At 46.5% G+C, this 17,349-nt stretch carries 17 protein-coding genes and 1 other RNA gene; 4 read left to right on the forward strand and 14 right to left on the reverse strand.

The genetic code is table 11. From position 1 onward, the window contains the following. Window positions 1-27: 27 nt before the first annotated feature. Window positions 28-609: a Holliday junction branch migration protein RuvA gene (gene ruvA, locus ICV36_RS09220; protein ID WP_215400394.1), complete on the forward strand. Its 582-nt coding sequence runs from the start codon at window positions 28-30 to the stop codon at window positions 607-609. Window positions 610-634: 25 nt separating this feature from the next. Beyond that, complete coding sequence (gene ruvB / locus ICV36_RS09225) at window positions 635-1,699, forward strand: Holliday junction branch migration DNA helicase RuvB (protein WP_215400395.1); 1,065 nt, start codon at window positions 635-637, stop codon at window positions 1,697-1,699. On the opposite strand, the gene tyrS is transcribed toward ruvB, so the two are convergent. Further along, entirely contained in the window at window positions 1,696-2,928 is a 1,233-nt protein-coding gene (gene tyrS / locus ICV36_RS09230; protein WP_215400396.1) for a tyrosine--tRNA ligase, read from the reverse strand. The genes ruvB and tyrS overlap by 4 nt on opposite strands. A 76-nt stretch (window positions 2,929-3,004) precedes the next feature. Between tyrS and ICV36_RS09235 the strand changes: the two genes are divergently transcribed. Then, a complete protein-coding gene (locus ICV36_RS09235) occupies window positions 3,005-4,132 on the forward strand; it encodes an anhydro-N-acetylmuramic acid kinase (protein WP_215400397.1) in 1,128 nt (375 codons plus the stop codon). A gap of 12 nt (window positions 4,133-4,144) precedes the next feature. On the opposite strand, the gene erpA is transcribed toward ICV36_RS09235, so the two are convergent. From erpA to rplM, 4 genes are all read right to left on the reverse strand, one after another. After that, a complete protein-coding gene (gene erpA / locus ICV36_RS09240) occupies window positions 4,145-4,519 on the reverse strand; it encodes an iron-sulfur cluster insertion protein ErpA (protein WP_215360321.1) in 375 nt (124 codons plus the stop codon). Window positions 4,520-4,599: 80 nt separating this feature from the next. After that, entirely contained in the window at window positions 4,600-5,658 is a 1,059-nt protein-coding gene (gene argC / locus ICV36_RS09245; protein WP_215401624.1) for an N-acetyl-gamma-glutamyl-phosphate reductase, read from the reverse strand. A 120-nt stretch (window positions 5,659-5,778) separates the two neighbouring features. Continuing rightward, the gene (rpsI, locus tag ICV36_RS09250; protein ID WP_011903720.1) at window positions 5,779-6,180 is read right to left on the reverse strand and encodes a 30S ribosomal protein S9; all 402 of its coding nucleotides are present in this window, start codon (window positions 6,178-6,180) and stop codon (window positions 5,779-5,781) included. A 9-nt stretch (window positions 6,181-6,189) separates the two neighbouring features. Further along, window positions 6,190-6,618, reverse strand: a complete 429-nt coding sequence (gene rplM, locus ICV36_RS09255) for a 50S ribosomal protein L13 (RefSeq protein ID WP_011903721.1) — start codon at window positions 6,616-6,618, stop codon at window positions 6,190-6,192. Window positions 6,619-7,038: 420 nt separating this feature from the next. On the opposite strand from rplM, the gene ICV36_RS09260 reads away from it, so the two are divergent. Beyond that, window positions 7,039-7,461 carry an OsmC family protein gene (locus tag ICV36_RS09260; RefSeq protein WP_215400398.1) on the forward strand — a complete coding sequence of 141 codons (423 nt, stop codon included), beginning with the start codon at window positions 7,039-7,041 and terminating at the stop codon, window positions 7,459-7,461. On the opposite strand, the gene rnpB is transcribed toward ICV36_RS09260, so the two are convergent. The 9 genes from rnpB to ICV36_RS09305 form a co-directional block, all read right to left on the reverse strand. Continuing rightward, window positions 7,462-7,768: RNase P RNA component class A (gene rnpB / locus ICV36_RS09265), an RNA gene on the reverse strand. A gap of 68 nt (window positions 7,769-7,836) precedes the next feature. Continuing rightward, window positions 7,837-8,895 (reverse strand): dihydroorotase, encoded by a 1,059-nt coding sequence (pyrC, locus tag ICV36_RS09270; RefSeq protein WP_215400399.1) that lies wholly within the window; start codon window positions 8,893-8,895, stop codon window positions 7,837-7,839. Further along, window positions 8,888-10,246, reverse strand: a complete 1,359-nt coding sequence (locus tag ICV36_RS09275; protein ID WP_215400400.1) for a glycerate kinase — start codon at window positions 10,244-10,246, stop codon at window positions 8,888-8,890. The genes pyrC and ICV36_RS09275 overlap by 8 nt, the downstream gene beginning before the upstream one ends. A 9-nt stretch (window positions 10,247-10,255) precedes the next feature. After that, window positions 10,256-12,079 (reverse strand): ABC transporter ATP-binding protein/permease, encoded by a 1,824-nt coding sequence (locus ICV36_RS09280; RefSeq protein WP_215400401.1) that lies wholly within the window; start codon window positions 12,077-12,079, stop codon window positions 10,256-10,258. 16 nt (window positions 12,080-12,095) lie between these two features. Further along, on the reverse strand, window positions 12,096-12,560 hold the full coding sequence (gene nudB, locus ICV36_RS09285; protein ID WP_215401625.1) for a dihydroneopterin triphosphate diphosphatase: 465 nt from the start codon (window positions 12,558-12,560) through the stop codon (window positions 12,096-12,098). Window positions 12,561-12,576: 16 nt separating this feature from the next. Beyond that, window positions 12,577-14,376: an aspartate--tRNA ligase gene (gene aspS, locus ICV36_RS09290; RefSeq protein WP_215400402.1), complete on the reverse strand. Its 1,800-nt coding sequence runs from the start codon at window positions 14,374-14,376 to the stop codon at window positions 12,577-12,579. Between the two features lie 16 nt (window positions 14,377-14,392). Then, complete coding sequence (locus ICV36_RS09295; RefSeq protein WP_215400403.1) at window positions 14,393-15,046, reverse strand: DUF502 domain-containing protein; 654 nt, start codon at window positions 15,044-15,046, stop codon at window positions 14,393-14,395. A gap of 52 nt (window positions 15,047-15,098) precedes the next feature. Then, on the reverse strand, window positions 15,099-16,685 hold the full coding sequence (ubiB, locus tag ICV36_RS09300; RefSeq protein ID WP_215400404.1) for a ubiquinone biosynthesis regulatory protein kinase UbiB: 1,587 nt from the start codon (window positions 16,683-16,685) through the stop codon (window positions 15,099-15,101). 3 nt (window positions 16,686-16,688) lie between these two features. Then, on the reverse strand, window positions 16,689-17,309 hold the full coding sequence (locus ICV36_RS09305) for an SCP2 domain-containing protein (protein ID WP_215400405.1): 621 nt from the start codon (window positions 17,307-17,309) through the stop codon (window positions 16,689-16,691). Between the last annotated feature and the right edge of the window lie 40 nt (window positions 17,310-17,349).

Consider the following 17,349-nt stretch of genomic DNA (forward strand, 5'->3'; position numbering starts at 1 on the left):
ATACCCATCACAGGTTAAGATCTCTACATGATTGGTCGCATTCAAGGCACTCTCGTTTCGGTACACCCTCCACGTCTCTTGGTTGATTGCCAAGGCATTGGATATGAAGTGGATGTACCTATGAGCACTTTGTATCAATTGCCTCAAGCAGGTCAAAAAATTACCTTACTGACCCACTTTCAGGTACGCGAAGATGCGCAGCAACTGTTTGGGTTTGCGACTGAGACTGAGCGTGAGGCATTTAGACAGCTCATTAAAATTAGTGGTGTCGGCTCTCGCACCGCATTGGCGGTTCTATCAGGGATGAGTGTCAATGAACTTGCTCAAGCCATTGCGCTGCAAGAAGCTGGACGTCTCACCCAAGTTCCAGGCATCGGCAAAAAAACAGCTGAGCGTCTGTGCTTAGAACTCAAAGGAAAGTTAGCTCCTGATCTGGGTATTGCGGGCGGCAATTCTCAAACTATTGAGGCAAACAGCGAAGTGTTGCAAGCACTCTTAGCGCTGGGCTATTCAGAAAAAGAAGCGCTCTTGGCATTAAAGCAAATCCCAGTCGATACCTCTGTGTCAGATGGCATCCGCATGGGCTTGAAGTATTTATCCAAAGCTTAATACCAAAGGGATCTAAACTTTAAGTATGGCAATACATACAGACGACCTAAGCTCTATTCCCGATGATCTACCAGAAGGAAATGAACGTATTGTGAGTGGCTCAGCAGGTAATGCTGAAGCCGTCTTTGAGAGAGCGCTGCGCCCTAAACAACTCGATGAGTATGTAGGCCAAGCGAAAGCGCGCGCCCAACTGGAAATTTTTATTAGTGCAACGAGGGCTCGCAAAGAAGCTCTTGATCACGTTCTCCTGTTTGGACCACCCGGTCTTGGCAAAACTACTTTAGCCCACATCATTGCCAGAGAGCTTGGTGTCAACTTGCGTCAAACCAGCGGCCCAGTTTTAGATAGGCCAGGCGACCTTGCTGCCTTGCTCACCAATTTAGAAGAAAACGATGTTCTCTTTATTGATGAAATTCATCGCTTATCCCCAGTTGTAGAAGAAATTCTCTACCCCGCACTTGAGGACTACAGCTTAGACATCATGATTGGTGAGGGGCCTGCAGCCCGTAGCGTGAAGATTGACCTCAAGCCTTTTACGCTGATTGGCGCTACCACTCGTGCTGGCATGCTGACCAATCCATTGCGTGATCGCTTCGGTATTGTGGCCAGGCTCGAGTTCTACACTACAGAAGAGCTCACTAAAATTATTAATCGCTCAGCCAGCTTGCTCAAAGCCGATATTGATCCAGATGGCTCCACAGAAATCGCCAAGCGTGCGCGCGGGACTCCGCGTATTGCTAACCGACTACTACGTCGGGTTCGTGACTATGCAGAAGTCAAAGGCACTGGCACGATCACCAAAGCTATGGCTGATGCCGCATTAAAAATGTTGGATGTCGATCCCAGTGGTTTTGATGTGATGGATAGAAAACTACTTGAAGCGATCTTGCATAAGTTTGATGGTGGCCCAGTGGGTATTGATAACCTAGCAGCAGCCATTGGCGAAGAACGCGACACCATTGAAGATGTTCTTGAGCCCTACCTCATTCAGCAAGGTTACTTACAGAGAACCTCCAGAGGAAGGGTTGCGACCCGCCAAGCCTATGAACACTTTGGATTAACGCCACACGGCGGTAGCCTAGATATTTAAGCTAGGGTCACTTTAGCAAACTTACGTTTGCCCACTTGCACAACGTAAGTGCCAGCCTCAACCTTTAGTTGCTTATCGGCAATCGTTACGCCATCCATCTTCACCCCGTTTTGCTCAATATTACGGTTAGCTTCTGAGGTTGATGGCGCCAAGCCGGCAGCCTTTAGAAGATTAGCAATTTGCATTGGGGCGCCAGAGAGAATGACTTCTGGAATGTCATCCGGTACACCACCTTTGGCGCGATGATTAAAGTCCTCTAAAGCTTTTTCTGCGGCAGCCTGCGAATGAAAGCGTGCAACGATTTCTTGTGCGAGCAACACCTTGCAGTCTTTGGGATTGCGGCCCGCAGCAACTTCCTGCTTCATGAGATCAATTTCAGCCATTGGACGGAAAGAAAGCAATGTGAAATAGTCCCACATCAATTCATCGGAGATGCTTAAAAGCTTGCCAAACATCTCACCAGCAGGCTCGCTGATACCAATGTAATTACCTTTGGACTTACTCATCTTGTCCACGCCATCTAAACCAACCAGGAGTGGCATTGTCAAAATACATTGTGGCTCTTGTCCATATTCACGCTGGAGCTCGCGCCCAACTAAGAGGTTAAATTTTTGGTCTGTGCCACCAAGCTCTAGATCACTCTTGAGCGCAACAGAGTCATAGCCTTGCATTAACGGATATAAAAACTCATGAATAGAGATTGGTACGCCATTACGATAGCGCTTAGTGAAGTCGTCGCGCTCTAACATACGAGCCACGGTATGTTTTGCGGCCAACTGAATCATGCCACGTGCCCCTAAGGGATCACACCATTCACTGTTGTAACGCACTTCAGTTTTAGCAGGATCAAGGACCATACTTGCTTGACGATAGTAAGTCTCGGCGTTGACAGCGATCTCTTCAGCAGTCAGAGGTGGGCGTGTAGCGTTACGACCTGATGGATCGCCGATCATGCTAGTGAAATCGCCGATCAAAAAAATAACGGTATGACCTAGATCCTGCAACTGACGCAATTTATTTAAAACAACGGTATGACCCAGATGAATATCAGGCGCCGTCGGATCTAAACCCAGTTTGATTCTGAGCGGGGTATTGGTGGCTTGGCTTCGGGCCAGCTTCTGGACCCAGTCCGCCTCAACCAATAGCTCATCACAACCTCGCTTAGTAACTTCGAGCGCTGCAAAGACTTCAGGGGTCAAAGGATATTTTTGGTCTGGTTTGGCCGTCATGCTGATTCGGTTTGCTGATTCAGTTAAATTAGTAGTTAAATTGCTAAAGCATAATTGTCGCATTCCTGAGAGCTCCATGAACAAACCCCATTCTCTTTACATCGGCCTGATGTCTGGCACCAGCCTAGATGGGATAGATGCCGTTCTCGCCAAGATTGGACCCAATGGGGAAACAAGCGCCCTAGATGCTGTGAGCACCCCTTTTAGCCCAGAGCTACGCAAGGCCCTATTTGAGCTTCAAAGCCCTGGCCCTAATGAGCTCCATCGAGAGAAACAGGCTGGCAATACCTTGGCTATCGCTTATGCAAATGCGGTCAATCAGCTGCTCAAAAAAGCGAATCTGCAGGCCACCGATATCACTGCGATCGGTGCGCACGGCCAGACCATTCGTCACCAACCGCATCTTGGCGATATGGCTTACACCCATCAGACATTAAACCCAGCCCTCTTGGCAGAAAAGACTGGTATTGATGTGATTGCAGACTTTAGGAGTCGTGATTTAGCTGCTGGTGGTCATGGTGCCCCTTTAGTTCCAGCGTTTCATGCGCAGCAATTTGTAGAAGATAAGAATTTAGCCATTCTCAATATCGGCGGGATCGCCAACTTCACGCTTCTTCCAAAGAATGGCGAAGTCACTGGCTTTGATTGCGGCCCCGGAAACATGCTGATGGATGCTTGGATACATGAACATCAAGGCAATGCATTTGATGAGAATGGCAACTGGGCATTGCAAGGTAAAGCTAACGAAGCGCTATTGAAAAAAATGTTAGCTGACCCTTTCTTTGCAAAAGCTCCGCCCAAAAGCACTGGCAGAGATGACTTTCATCTTGACTGGTTGCAAGAAAAATTAGGGAATAAAAATTATCTTTGCGAGGATGTACAAGCGACGTTATTACATTTGACCGCACACTGCGCCCTTGAGGCTTTAGGACATTATGCCCCGCAAACCCAGAAGCTAATTGTCTGTGGCGGGGGTGCTCGAAATCATGCCTTGATGCATTTGATCAAAGTGAAGTCGCAGAATTTTTTTAAAGAGCCTCTAGAAGTTACGACTAGCGCTTCGGCTGGAATCGATCCACAACTGGTGGAAGGTCTTGCTTTTGCATGGCTTGCCTGGGCCCATAAAGAAAAACGGCCAGCAAATTTGCCAGCCGTTACAGGAGCGAAAGGTCCTAGAGTTCTAGGTGCTTGCTATCCAGCGTAGTTTCTCAATCTCTTAAGCAGAGAAAGAAGATCCGCAGCCGCAAGTAGTTTGCGCATTCGGGTTCTTGATCACAAACTGTGAACCGTTGATGTCTTCCTTGTAATCAATCTCAGCACCAACTAAATATTGGAAGCTCATCGAATCTACCAACAAGGTAACGCCATTTTTTTCAAAGAGTGTGTCGTCTTCATTCACGGCATCATCAAATGTGAAGCCATACTGAAAACCTGAACAACCACCACCCTGCACGAATACGCGCAACTTCAACTCTGGATTACCTTCTTCAGCAATCAAGTCAGCTACTTTTGCAGCAGCACTATCCGTGAACACCAATGGGGTTGGTGGTTCAGCCAAGTCTTCTACTGGTTTTGTCGCTAATTCGGTCATGATTTACTCCTAATTCAAAAGGCAATGTCTTATTTTAGGCTTTTAATGCCCAGCTTGCTGAAGGGGTTTTCCTTGTGCAATTAAGGAGATACAGCAATCTGGGTAAGTCCTGTAGTTTCAGGGAAGCCAAACATCAAGTTCATGCACTGCACTCCCTGGCCTGAAGCACCCTTCACCAAATTATCCTCAACCACCAAAATAACTAAAGTATCACCGCCCCCTGGACGATGGATTGCAATCCGAATGCCATTGCTACCCCGAACAGAACGAGTTTCTGGGTGACTGCCGGCAGGCATCACATCCACAAACGGCTCATCTTTATAGAAATTTTCATACAGCTTCTGGTAGTCAACATCCTTGCCGGCATCAGTCAAACGCACGTACAAGGTCGAATGAATGCCTCTAATCATCGGCGTTAGGTGCGGCACAAAGGTCAATCCAATCTGATCGTGACCAGCAATGGCTTTTAAGCCCTGCTCAATCTCCGGTAGATGACGATGTCCTTTAACGCCATACGCCTTAAAGTTATCACTGGCCTCTGACAATAAGGTACCGATCTCGGCTTTGCGACCAGCACCAGAAGTGCCCGACTTAGAATCAGAGATGATGTGCGTGCCATCGATCAAATGTTTGCCACCAGTTGATTTTGGTGAGAGCAAAGGAGCAAGGCCAAGCTGCACAGAGGTTGGATAACATCCTGCTAAACCTACTACGCGCGCCTTTTTAATAGCATCACGATTAATCTCTGGTAAACCATAAACAGCCTCAGCCAAGATATCTGGGCAACCATGCTCCATGCCGTACCACTTGGCAAATTCTTTGACATCCTTCAAACGAAAGTCCGCAGCCAGATCCAAAATCTTGACATTATTCGCAAGCAATTCTTTTGCTTGTGCCATCGCAACACCATGAGGCGTCGCAAAGAACACTACATCACATTCATTGAGCTTGGCTTCATCGGGTGTCGTAAATTTCAGATCAACACGACCACGCAAGGAAGGGAACATTTCTGCTACTGGCATGCCAGCTTCAGTACGAGAAGTAATTGCAGTGAGTTCTACCTCAGGATGCTGCGCTAATAAACGCAGAAGCTCCACTCCGGTGTAACCAGTACCACCAACAATACCTACCTTAATCATGTCTTTCTCCAAAACGCCGATCACAGGAAGTTTCTAATAAAACTTCGGAATACCTCAATTGTAGAAACAAAAAGGGCCGCTTGCGCGACCCTTTCGATAAAACTTGAGCGACTGAAAGAATTAGCGCTTGCTGAACTGCTTACGACGACGTGCGCCGTGCAGACCAACTTTTTTACGCTCAACTTCACGAGCATCACGAGTAACCAAGCCTGCTTTAGACAGGGTTGGCTTCAAAGCGTTGTCGTAGTCGATCAATGCACGAGTAACACCGTGACGAACTGCACCAGCTTGGCCAGTTTCACCGCCACCAGAAACGTTTACTTTGATATCAAAGGTCGTTAAGTGGGCTGTGAGTGCCAAAGGCTGACGAGCGATCATGCGTGATGTTTCACGAGCAAAATAAGCATCGATAGGCTTACCATTAACAATGATGTCGCCTTTGCCAGATTTAATGAATACGCGCGCAACAGAACTCTTGCGGCGACCAGTACCGTAATTCCAATTTCCGTAATTAATAGCCATTTGGTTTCCTTAAATCTCTAACGCTTTAGGCTGTTGAGCCGCATGCGGATGATTGGCGTCGCCGTAGACTTTTAATTTCTTAATCATGGCATAGCCTAGTGGGCCTTTTGGCAACATACCCTTCACAGCCTTCTCCAAAGCGCGACCTGGGAAACGATCTTGCATTTTATCGAAGTTGGTTGAGCTAATACCACCTGGGTATCCGCTGTGACGGTAATAAATTTTGTTCAAGCCTTTTGTGCCTGTGACACGGAGCTTAGAAGAATTGATAACGACAATAAAGTCGCCAGTATCAACGTGTGGGGTGTATTCAGGCTTGTGCTTGCCGCGTAGACGGAGTGCCACTTCACTGGCGACACGACCGAGGACTTTGTCCGTAGCGTCAATCACGAACCATTCATGCACTACCTCATGGGATTTTGCAGAAAAAGTTTTCATGATTTCTCAAATTGTTATGGTCAAAAAAAATTACTCCAACCAAACTACGTCCACCTTGGCCCTGCTTATGTTTGCAAGCTCGCAGATTCTGCAATTTAACTGGTACAACAAATTACCGCTGACCGGCTCGGTAATTCAGTAAAGCCTTGAATTGTAACCCAAAAAAAACCCAGGAACGAGTCCTGGGTTGGAATCCACCTATGTTTGGGTGGAGGAGACACTGGGAGGTAAGTCGCAGTCTTATACAAGACTGACTACCAATATGGTTATTCTACACAAACAGTATGGTGCAACGCAAGAAAATTGACCAAAATCAATTTTTTACCGCTTTATTGCTGTTTTTAAACCTTAATCAAAAGCCAAAAAGATTGATAAACTATTGAAAATATTGATTAAATTAGTAAGTTAGGGGTCACTACTATGGAATGTCGAGTAAGTTGGTTGGGTAATGGCGGCATGGCCTTTTCCGCAGAAACTGGCAGCGGTCACCTCGTAAATATGGATGGAGCACCTGAAGCTGGGGGCAGAAATCTAGCCCCAAGGCCCATGGAGCTCCTTTTGGCTGGTGCTGGTGGTTGCTCAGCATTTGATGTGGTTTTAATCCTACAAAGGGCTCGTCAGGCCATCAGTGGCTGCGAAGTGGTCCTACAGGCGGAACGCGCTACCGAGGATCCCAAAGTCTTCACGAAAATCAATTTGCACTTCAAAGTCACAGGAAAAGACTTAGATCAGTCAAAAGTAGATCGCGCAGTGAAGCTCTCGCATGAAAAGTATTGCTCAGCCACCACGATGTTGGCCAAAACTGCAGAGCTGACTTACAGCGTCGAAATCATCTCAGAATAAGTGCAGAGTCAATCGATAAGCCGGATTCTGTCGCCTAGATTTGCATCTAGGGGCAATCATTCCTCTAGGCCGTTAGTTACCTAACGGCTCAAGCTCCCTACCCGCAGACTCAGCGGGACGCCTCATCGTCTGCTTACTTGGGATTGCTCCAGGTGGAGGTTACCGCGTTTCACCGTAACTAAATACGCTCGTCTCTGTGGCCCTATTCCTCACGTCGCCGTGGATGGCCGTTAGCCATCACCCTTCCCTATGGAGTCCGGACTTTCCTCCCCCTCGATAAAGAGGCGGCGATTGCCCAATTGACTCTGCGCCTGCAGTCTAACGCAGTCAGGACAATTTGGCTAAGAAAGTGAAGAACTTCAGAAATTCAGTTTTTTATACGAGTGACCAAGCAATTGTTTCGCCAGCACGCAGCGGCACGATGGTGGCATCACCTAATGGCAATTCCGCTGGAATACTTTGCGCTTGTTTGACCAAGGTAATTGTTTTGCTATTGCGAGGTAAAGAATAAAAGTCTGGGCCAAAGAAACTAGCGAAGCCTTCCAACTGATCCAACTTACCAACACTCTCAAATGCTTCCGCATATAAACCCAAAGCGTTAAAGGCGCTATAGCAACCAGCACAACCGCAGGCAGCCTCTTTAGCACCCTTGGCATGCGGAGCGCTGTCAGTGCCCAAGAAGAAACGCGAGTTACCACTAGTTGCAGCCTCTAAAAGTGCAACGCGATGTTCTTCGCGCTTGAGCACAGGCAAGCAATAATTGTGTGGACGAATACCGCCAGCAAAAATTGCATTGCGATTCATCAGCAAATGCTGAGGAGTGATGGTTGCTGCTATTGTATTTTTTCCACCCGTGTCTGCATCACGCACATAGTGCGCTGCTTGCTTAGTAGTGATGTGTTCAAACACAATCTTCAACTCAGGAAATTTTTTGCGCAGAGGCTCTAATACCGTATCAATAAATACTGCTTCACGATCAAAGATATCAATATCGGTACTGGTTACTTCACCATGCACCAAGAGCGGCATACCAACAGATTGCATAGCCTCTAATGCAGCATGACAATGCTGCAGATCGCTAACACCAGCATCACTATTGGTGGTTGCACCTGCGGGGTATAACTTGAACGCTGCAATACCTGCGGTCTTCGCCTTGTGCACTTCATTGGCAGAGGTATTGTCAGTGAGATAGAGCGTCATTAAGGGGGTGAAGCCACTCACTCCCAAAGACTTTAAATTGGATTCAATGCGAGCTTGGTAAGCTTGCGCTAAATCCACTGTGGTTACTGGTGGTTTTAAATTCGGCATAATGATAGCGCGTGCAAATTGACGCGCAGTATCTGCCAATACATCTTTCATTACTGCGCCATCGCGAATATGCAAGTGCCAGTCATCCGGCTGAGTCAACTGAATTTGAGAAGGTGTATTAGACATATTTATCAAGCAAGATGATGCGGAAATCATTCACATTTGTAAGTGTAGGGCCAGTTTCCACTAAAGCAGCTAATTCTGCAAAGAAGCCATAACAATCATGCACTGACAAGAAATTCTCTGGTGCGAGCCCAGAATCCAAGCTAGATTGACGAATGACACCATCAAACCAAGCCCCAGCATTCCTTTCGCTGCCATCTATTCCATCGGTATCGGCCGCTAAGGCTGCAATATTAGGTAAATCAGAAGTGGCAGCAAATAGGGAGAGCAGATATTCGCTACAACGCCCCCCTCGGCCCTTAAGCCCGGCTGGAATAGTTACGGTGCATTCACCCCCAGATATCAAGGCGATAGGCTTATCAATCCCCTTTGCTACGTAATCACGCGCTAAGGCAGCCTGCTCAATACCAACTGCTTGCGCCTCACCAGTAATCGTATCGCCCAAAATAATTGGCTCATACCCTTGGGTGCGTACATAATCAGCGGCGGCTTCTAGACTTTTATAAGCAGTTGCAATGACATGATTCGATACTTGACCATTAATCAAATCAGAATCTTTTAAGGTCTCAGGTATTTCTCCCGATAAACCTTGCTTGAGATGATTGAGAACAGACGCAGGAATAGCAGATTCATCCAATTCATATTTTTGCAAAATATTCAGCGCGTCTAAATATGTTGAGTAATCTGCAGCGCACGGTCCACTAGCAATATCTGCAGGCGAATCGCCCGTGACATCCGAAATTAATAAGGCCTCTACATGTGCGCCACGAGCAATGGCGACTCTAGCTAAATTCCCACCTAAGATTGCAGATAAGTGCTTGCGCACTACGTTCATTTCCTCAATAGGGGCGCCACTGCGCAACAACGCTTCGGTAGTCTTGCGCATGTCATCAATCGAGATGCCCACTTGCGGCAAAGTAAGAAGGCTTGAGCCCCCACCAGAGACTAGGGCAATCAGAACATCGTCTTGCTCAAGCTGATTGGTTAACGCAAGAATCTCTTTTGCCCCATCCATTCCTGCCTGATCAGGCACTGGATGCCCGGCCTCAACAATTTTGATGTATGTAGTTGGTGAGTTGTGACCATAGCGCGTAAGTACGACGCCTGCTAATGTCGCCTGTGGCCAATTCGCTTTTGCATAAACCTCTAAAGCACTTGCCATAGAGGCGCTGGCTTTGCCAGCGCCAACCACCAAGCATCTACCCCTAGGCTCCTGCCCTCTTGGAAATATCTTAGATAAATATTGAGGAATAATGATTTGTGGATCAGCAACCGCAACAGCCGCAGCAAATGCATTCTTGAGAGTTGCCTCTTTATCTGCAGACATGGAAGGTGAGAGGCTGTTTTGAGTCATCAAGCTATTCTAATCAAGACTGGCGCGCTCTTGCATTTGCCACATCTCTGCATATTTGCCCTTAAGCGCAAGTAACTCCATATGAGTTCCTCGCTCCACAATTTGCCCATGATCCATCACCAAAATTTGCTGAGCATGAATAATGGTTGAAAGACGATGAGCAATGATAAGTGTTGTACGGTTCTTTGCTAGACCGAGCAATTCTTCCTGAAATGCACGCTCTGTTTTCGAGTCCAGTGCGGAAGTAGCCTCATCAAAAATCAACATAGCAGGCTTTTTGAGGAGTGTTCTAGCAATTGCAACACGCTGCTTCTCGCCTCCAGAAAGTTTTAAACCTCGCTCACCAACTTGCGTGTTGTAGCCCTCTGGTAAGCGTTTAATAAAGCCATCAATTTGTGCCGCCCGAGCCGCCTCTTGTACTTCTTCAATTGTTGCCGTTGGATCACCATAAGCAATGTTGTAGCCAATCGTGTCATTAAACAAAACCGTGTCCTGAGGAACAATACCAATCGCTTTTCGCAGACTGGCCTGCGTTACATCCTGAATATTTTGACCATCAATCAAAATCTTTCCTGATTGAACATCATAGAATCGAAATAGTAATCTTGCGAGAGTGCTCTTACCCGCACCACTTTGCCCCACCACTGCGGTAATCGTTCCAGCAGGAATATTGAAGCTCACATCACGCAGAATTTCTCGCTTAGCTTCATAGTGAAAAGATACATGCTCAAATCGTACATCGGGGCCATGCCCGCGATTATCAATATGTAAAGGGTGAGCATCAGGTGAATCAGCAATCTCTTTTTCAGTATTGAGCAAAGAAAACATGCGATCCATGTCAGTTAAAGCCTGCTTAATTTCTCGATAAATCACACCCAAGAAATTGAGCGGTATATAGAGCTGGATCATTAAGGTATTCACAAGGACTAAGTCACCCAAAGTCATGGTGCCATTGACAACCCCCACTGTGGCGCGCCAAAGGATGAGCATCAAGCCGACCGCAATAATGATTTGTTGACCAAGATTGAGGAAGGCTAAGGTCTTTTGCGATTTGACTGCTGCAGCTTGATAACGCAGCAGATTTTCATCGTAACGCCCTGCTTCAAATGCCTCATTACCAAAATACTTTACTGTCTCAAAATTCAACAAAGAATCAATAGCTTTCTGATTGGCTTTTGAATCCATGTCATTCATCGTGCGACGGTAATGGGTGCGCCACTCAGTAACCACAATCGTGAAAGCAATGTATAGGACTAAGGCAGCCAGGGTAATTACGGCAAACCATATGTCATATGAGTAAGCAAAGTAGCCAAGCACCAAACAAAACTCGATGAGAGTGGGCAGGATGCTGTAAAGCGAATAAGAAATCAGCGACTGTATGCCACGTGTACCGCGCTCGATATCGCGGCTCACACCACCAGTTTGACGAGCTAAGTGAAAACTGAGTGCCAGAGAATGTAAATGCTCAAAGACTTGAAGCGCAACTTTACGAACAGCATTCTGAGTCACTTTGGCAAATAAAGCTTCGCGTAACTCTGCGAACAAAGATGCAGAAATTCTTAATAGGCCGTAACCCACAATAACGCCCAAAGGAACTGCCAGCAGCGCTTGGGGAGAGTCCGTTTTAATATCTAAAGAGTCGATTAACTCTTTCATCACAATTGGAATACCAAGGTTGGCAATCTTGGCAGCAATCAGACAGCTTAGGGCAATCAAGACTCGAAAGCGATACTCCAAAAGATAAGGGAGGAGATCGCGAATGACACGCCAATCACCACGCCCCGGAGTTCTTGAATCTGAACTACCACGATGATGTCCCGATGAATGTCTCATCGCTCTATCTTATTCCTTATTCGCGTTGACTTTTGTCTGCCGAGAATAATTTCAGTATTGCCTCACCATTGCTACGGGAAAAACATTTCTGAGCAGCCTTTTCGTAAGGCAACCACTCATATGCGACATGCTCTCTTGGTGCCAGAATGACTGGGGTGTTTTCTGGGACCTCGAGCGCAAACCAGTGTTCAGTATTTCGGGTAACGCCTGGGGCATAACGGAAACGCCACTCTGGATAGATTTCGTATTCGATCTGCTGATGCATGTTTTGCAAGGCGCCTTTTGGCAAGCAATCCACCGCAATACCTGTTTCCTCAAAAACCTCGCGGGCAGCTGCCAATACTAGATCTTCCTCTGGAGCATCAAGGCTACCAGTCACCGACTGCCAAAAGCCAGAGCGATCAGCACGCTCTATCAATAAAACATCCCTATTCGATTTGTAGATAACTACTAAAACCGAGATAGGGATTTTCAAGTTCAGGACTACTTAAATTACTCTAAGCAGCAGGCGTGGCTTGACGCAGACGGATATGCAATTCGCGTAACTGACGCTCGTCCACTGGGCTAGGAGCCTGAGTTAACAAGCATTGAGCACGCTGCGTTTTAGGGAATGCAATCACATCGCGGATTGACTCGGCACCCGTCATCATCGTTACGATGCGATCGAGACCAAACGCGATGCCACCGTGTGGAGGCGCACCATACTGAAGTGCATCTAACAAGAAACCAAACTTTGCTTGCGCTTCTTCCGCATCAATCTTTAAAGCGCGGAACACTTGGCTTTGAACAGCTTCTTGGTGAATACGGACAGAACCGCCACCAATTTCGCTACCGTTCAGGACCATGTCGTAGGCTTTAGCTAAGCACTTGCCTGGATCAGATTCCAGATACTGCATATGTTCATCTTTGGGGCTAGTAAATGGATGATGACAAGCAACCCAACGGGCTTCGCCTTCATCGTAATCAAACATTGGGAAGTCCACCACCCACAATGGTTTCCAACCCTCAGTAAAGAGACCATGCTCTTTACCCCAAGCAGATTGGCCAATACGTAAACGTAAATTACCAATTGCATCGTTCACTACTTTTTCTTTATCAGCGCCAAAGAAAATAATGTCGCCATCTTTTGCGCCAGTACGCTTCAAGATGCCTTCAATCGCTGCGTCGTGTAAGTTTTTAACGATTGGCGACTGCAAACCATTGCGTCCTTCAGCCACAGAGTTGACCTTAATCCACGCCAAACCTTTAGCACCATAGATGCTAACGAACTGGGTGTAGTCATCGATTTCGCTACGGCTAATTTCAGCGCCACCAGGCACGCACAAGCCTACAACTCGGCCACCAACTTGATTTGCGGCGCCTGAGAACACTTTGAAATCAACGTCTTTCATTAGATCCGTCAATTCAGTGAACTCGAAATTCACACGCAAGTCTGGCTTATCAGAGCCAAAACGCGCCATACCCTCTGAATATGGCATGGTTGGGAATGGGTTAGGCAGCTCGACATTCATGGTCTTCTTGAAAATATGACGAATCATGTTTTCAAACAAGTCCCGAATTTCTAATTCGCTCAAGAATGCTGTTTCACAGTCGATCTGCGTAAATTCAGGCTGACGGTCTGCGCGCAAGTCTTCATCACGGAAACACTTGGTAATTTGGTAGTAGCGATCAAAACCAGCCACCATTAACAACTGCTTAAACAATTGTGGAGACTGTGGCAATGCAAAGAACTGACCGTCATGCACACGGGATGGAACTAAGTAGTCGCGTGCACCTTCTGGTGTACTCTTGGTGAGCATTGGTGTTTCGATATCGATAAAGCCAGCATCGTCTAAGTAACGACGGCACTCCATCGCTACGTTGTAACGCAAACGTAAATTCTTTTGCATCTGCGGGCGACGCAAATCTAGTACACGATGAGTTAAGCGTGTTGTCTCAGACAAATTCTCATCATCAATTTGGAATGGCGGAGTTACAGAGGCATTCAAAATCACTAAGCTGTGACAAAGAATTTCTACTTTACCGCTAACCAAATCGGTATTTTCCGTACCAGCAGGACGTGCACGTACAAGACCCTTAATCTGAATGCAGTACTCACTGCGAACTTGCTCAGCAAGTGCAAACATTTCTGGTCGATCTGGATCGCAAACCACCTGCACAAAACCCTCACGATCACGCAAGTCAATAAAGATCACGCCTCCATGGTCACGGCGACGATTCACCCAACCAGAGAGAGTGACTTCTTGACCAATTAGTGAATCAGTTACCTGGCCGCAGGTATGGCTTCGCATCGACATAACAATTTCCTATGAATCAAAAATGGTGTGGCAACTGGGATGCAGTTAAACCACTAGAACTATTGGGGGGAACGGAGCCCATTGAAACAATATGCTTCAAAGCCTCTTCCACACTCATCTCTAATTCAATCGTTTGCGCACGAGGTACGATCATGAAAAAACCAGAGGTGGGGTTTGGAGTTGTTGGCAAAAACACGTTAACGTAGTCTTCACCTAATTTAGAAGTCACTTCTTTTGCAGGAGTGCCCGTTTGAAACGCAATCGCCCATGAATCAGCGTGCGGATAACGAATCAATAAGGCTTTGCTGAAAGCCTGACCGCTACCTGAAAATAAAGTAGATGAAACTTGCTGGACGCTTGAATAGATAGAGCGAACGATTGGTATGCGATTAATTTGTTTATCCCACATCCGAATCCACCACTGACCAGCAAAACTAATCGCCAGCAATCCAGTGAACATGATTACAGAGATCACGATCAAAATACCAACACCTGGCAATTCACGGAAATGCTGTAGGTCTGATGCAAATTGGCGCGGGAAAACAGCAATGATGGCCTGCATAACAGAACCAAAGACACCGTCGAGCAGACCCAAGCCCCAAGCAATCACCCAAATGGTGATCGACAATGGTGCCCATACGAGGATGCCGGCGATAAAGTATTTTTTCATGTGTTCTGCCTAACCCGCTATTTTAGCGGGTTAGAAAGCAATCAGCGAGAGACTAATAAACGCCTAGGCTAATAATCAAAATTCCAGCCAAAAAGCCGCCAGCAAAGAGTAAAGCCCCCGCTATGAGACGATGTGTACGCCTTTCTTCGAGTAAAAGGGCCTTTAAAAGCTCTATTTCGCCATTTTGGTCTTTGATTTGATGTTTCCCTTGGGCCAAGCTATCGGCAATTAAACGCGGCAAGGTAGGCAGAATTTTGGCCCAGGTAGGCGCCTCTTCCTTTAAGCCATCTATGAGGCCCCGCCAACCCAACTGCTTGCTGACCCATTTTTCCAAAATCGGCTTAGCCGTTTTCCACAGATCCAGGTCAGGATCAAGCTGACGAGCTAAACCCTCAACATTCAATAGGGTTTTTTGCAATAAGGTAAGTTGAGGCTGAATTTCGACCTTGAAACGACGCGATGTTTGGAATAAACGCATGAGCACGATGCCCAAGGAAATTTCCTTTAGCGGGCGATCAAAATACGGCTCACAGACTGAACGTACGGCGCCCTCCAATTCTTCAACACGGGTATTAGCAGGAACCCAACCTGACTCAATATGCAACTCAGCAACACGACGGTAATCGCGATTAAAAAACGCTAAGAAATTTAAGGCTAGGTAATTTTTATCTGACTCGCTTAATGCACCAACAATGCCGAAATCAAGCGAAATAAAACGGCCAAATGTCTCTGGCTCCAAGCTAATCATGATGTTACCTGGATGCATATCCGCATGGAAAAAGCCATACTCAAATACTTGAGTAAAAAATATTTCCACGCCATCAGAAGCTAACTTCTTAAAATCAACACCAGCCTCTCTTAGCGCTGCAGTTTTACCAATGGAGATGCCATACATTCTCTCCATAACAATCACATTCGTATGACATAGATCCCAATACATTTCTGGAATCATTAATTTTTTTGAATCTGTAAATTGTCTGCGTAGCTGACTTGCATTAGCAGCTTCACGCATCAGATCTAACTCATCGTGCAAATAAGTATCGAACTCTGCTACATTCTCACGAGGCTTTAAACGACGTCCATCTTCGGAACTTTTTTCAATCACTTTAGCCAAGTCATACATCAAGGCTAAATCACCCTCAATCACTGGCAGAATGCCAGGACGTAAGACTTTAATTGCTACCGCACGACCATCCCACTCGGGATGCTTCTCTGTGCCGCGCAACACGCCAAAATGCACTTGGGCTACTGAGGCACTGGCAACAGGAGTAGAATCAAAGCGAATAAATACCTCTTCAATCGGTAGACCCAAGTCTTTCTCAATTAAGCGACGTGACTCTTCATTCGAAAATGGCGGTACCTGATCCTGCAACTTTGCCAATTCATTTGCAATATCTTCTGGCAACAGATCACGACGTGTGGAAAGTACCTGACCGAACTTCACAAAAATGGGTCCTAAGGCCTCAAGCGTCAGGCGAATACGCTCTCCTCTAGGCAGATGACTACCCGGAGATACCCAGCAAAGCATGGTTAAGAAACCGCGACGAATTCCTGGCTTCAGAAGATCACGCAATAGCGGTAACAAACCATAACGCCATGCAGTAAAAAAGATAAAAAAGAGACGAGCAATTCGACGCACGATTTATTTAGCCTTTTGCTCTAAAAGTTGAATGCGCTTTTCCATGCGGTCTACTGACTCGCGCAATTCACTTAATTCAGATTTACGAACCATAAAGTCTCGTTTATTTAAAAGTATCTGCTTTTCTTCACTGACATACTCCACCACATTGTCCAGCAAGTCTGATACAGCTGATCGAGTGGCAGAGACAAACTTTTTACCCTGTCGTACGGTAAAGTTTGCAGGCGCATCACCTACGAGGCGAGCTAAATCTTCTTCATATTCCCAACGCAATTGTCCAGCAAGACGGCCCAATAATTGAGCCAATTCAGCATCACCAGTAATTTTGACCGCTTTAAAAGCCTGCTCTCGTAGAGAGCCTGTACTCCCCACTAAATCACTCAATGCTTTAGAGGAAACCTCCAGAATGAGAGAAGGCGCTTCGACCTCTTTTAAACTCCCCAAAAATCCATCAGACTTGATCTCAAAACAAAGATTGCCTAAAGGTAACTGCAGCAGAATGGTTTTGTTGGCATGACGAGCCAATTCAGCAGATGCCCACGACTCACTTCCCAAAACATGGTTAATCCCTCGGCAAGCAGCGCCAGAAGCAATAGTGTGGGTAGTCGAAAAATATGTGTTCATGAGTGTAAAAAACCCGCACAAGTGCGGGTTTTCCAACGGA

The sequence above is a fragment of the Polynucleobacter sp. MWH-UH35A genome (genome assembly GCF_018687075.1).
Classification (GTDB): domain Bacteria; phylum Pseudomonadota; class Gammaproteobacteria; order Burkholderiales; family Burkholderiaceae; genus Polynucleobacter.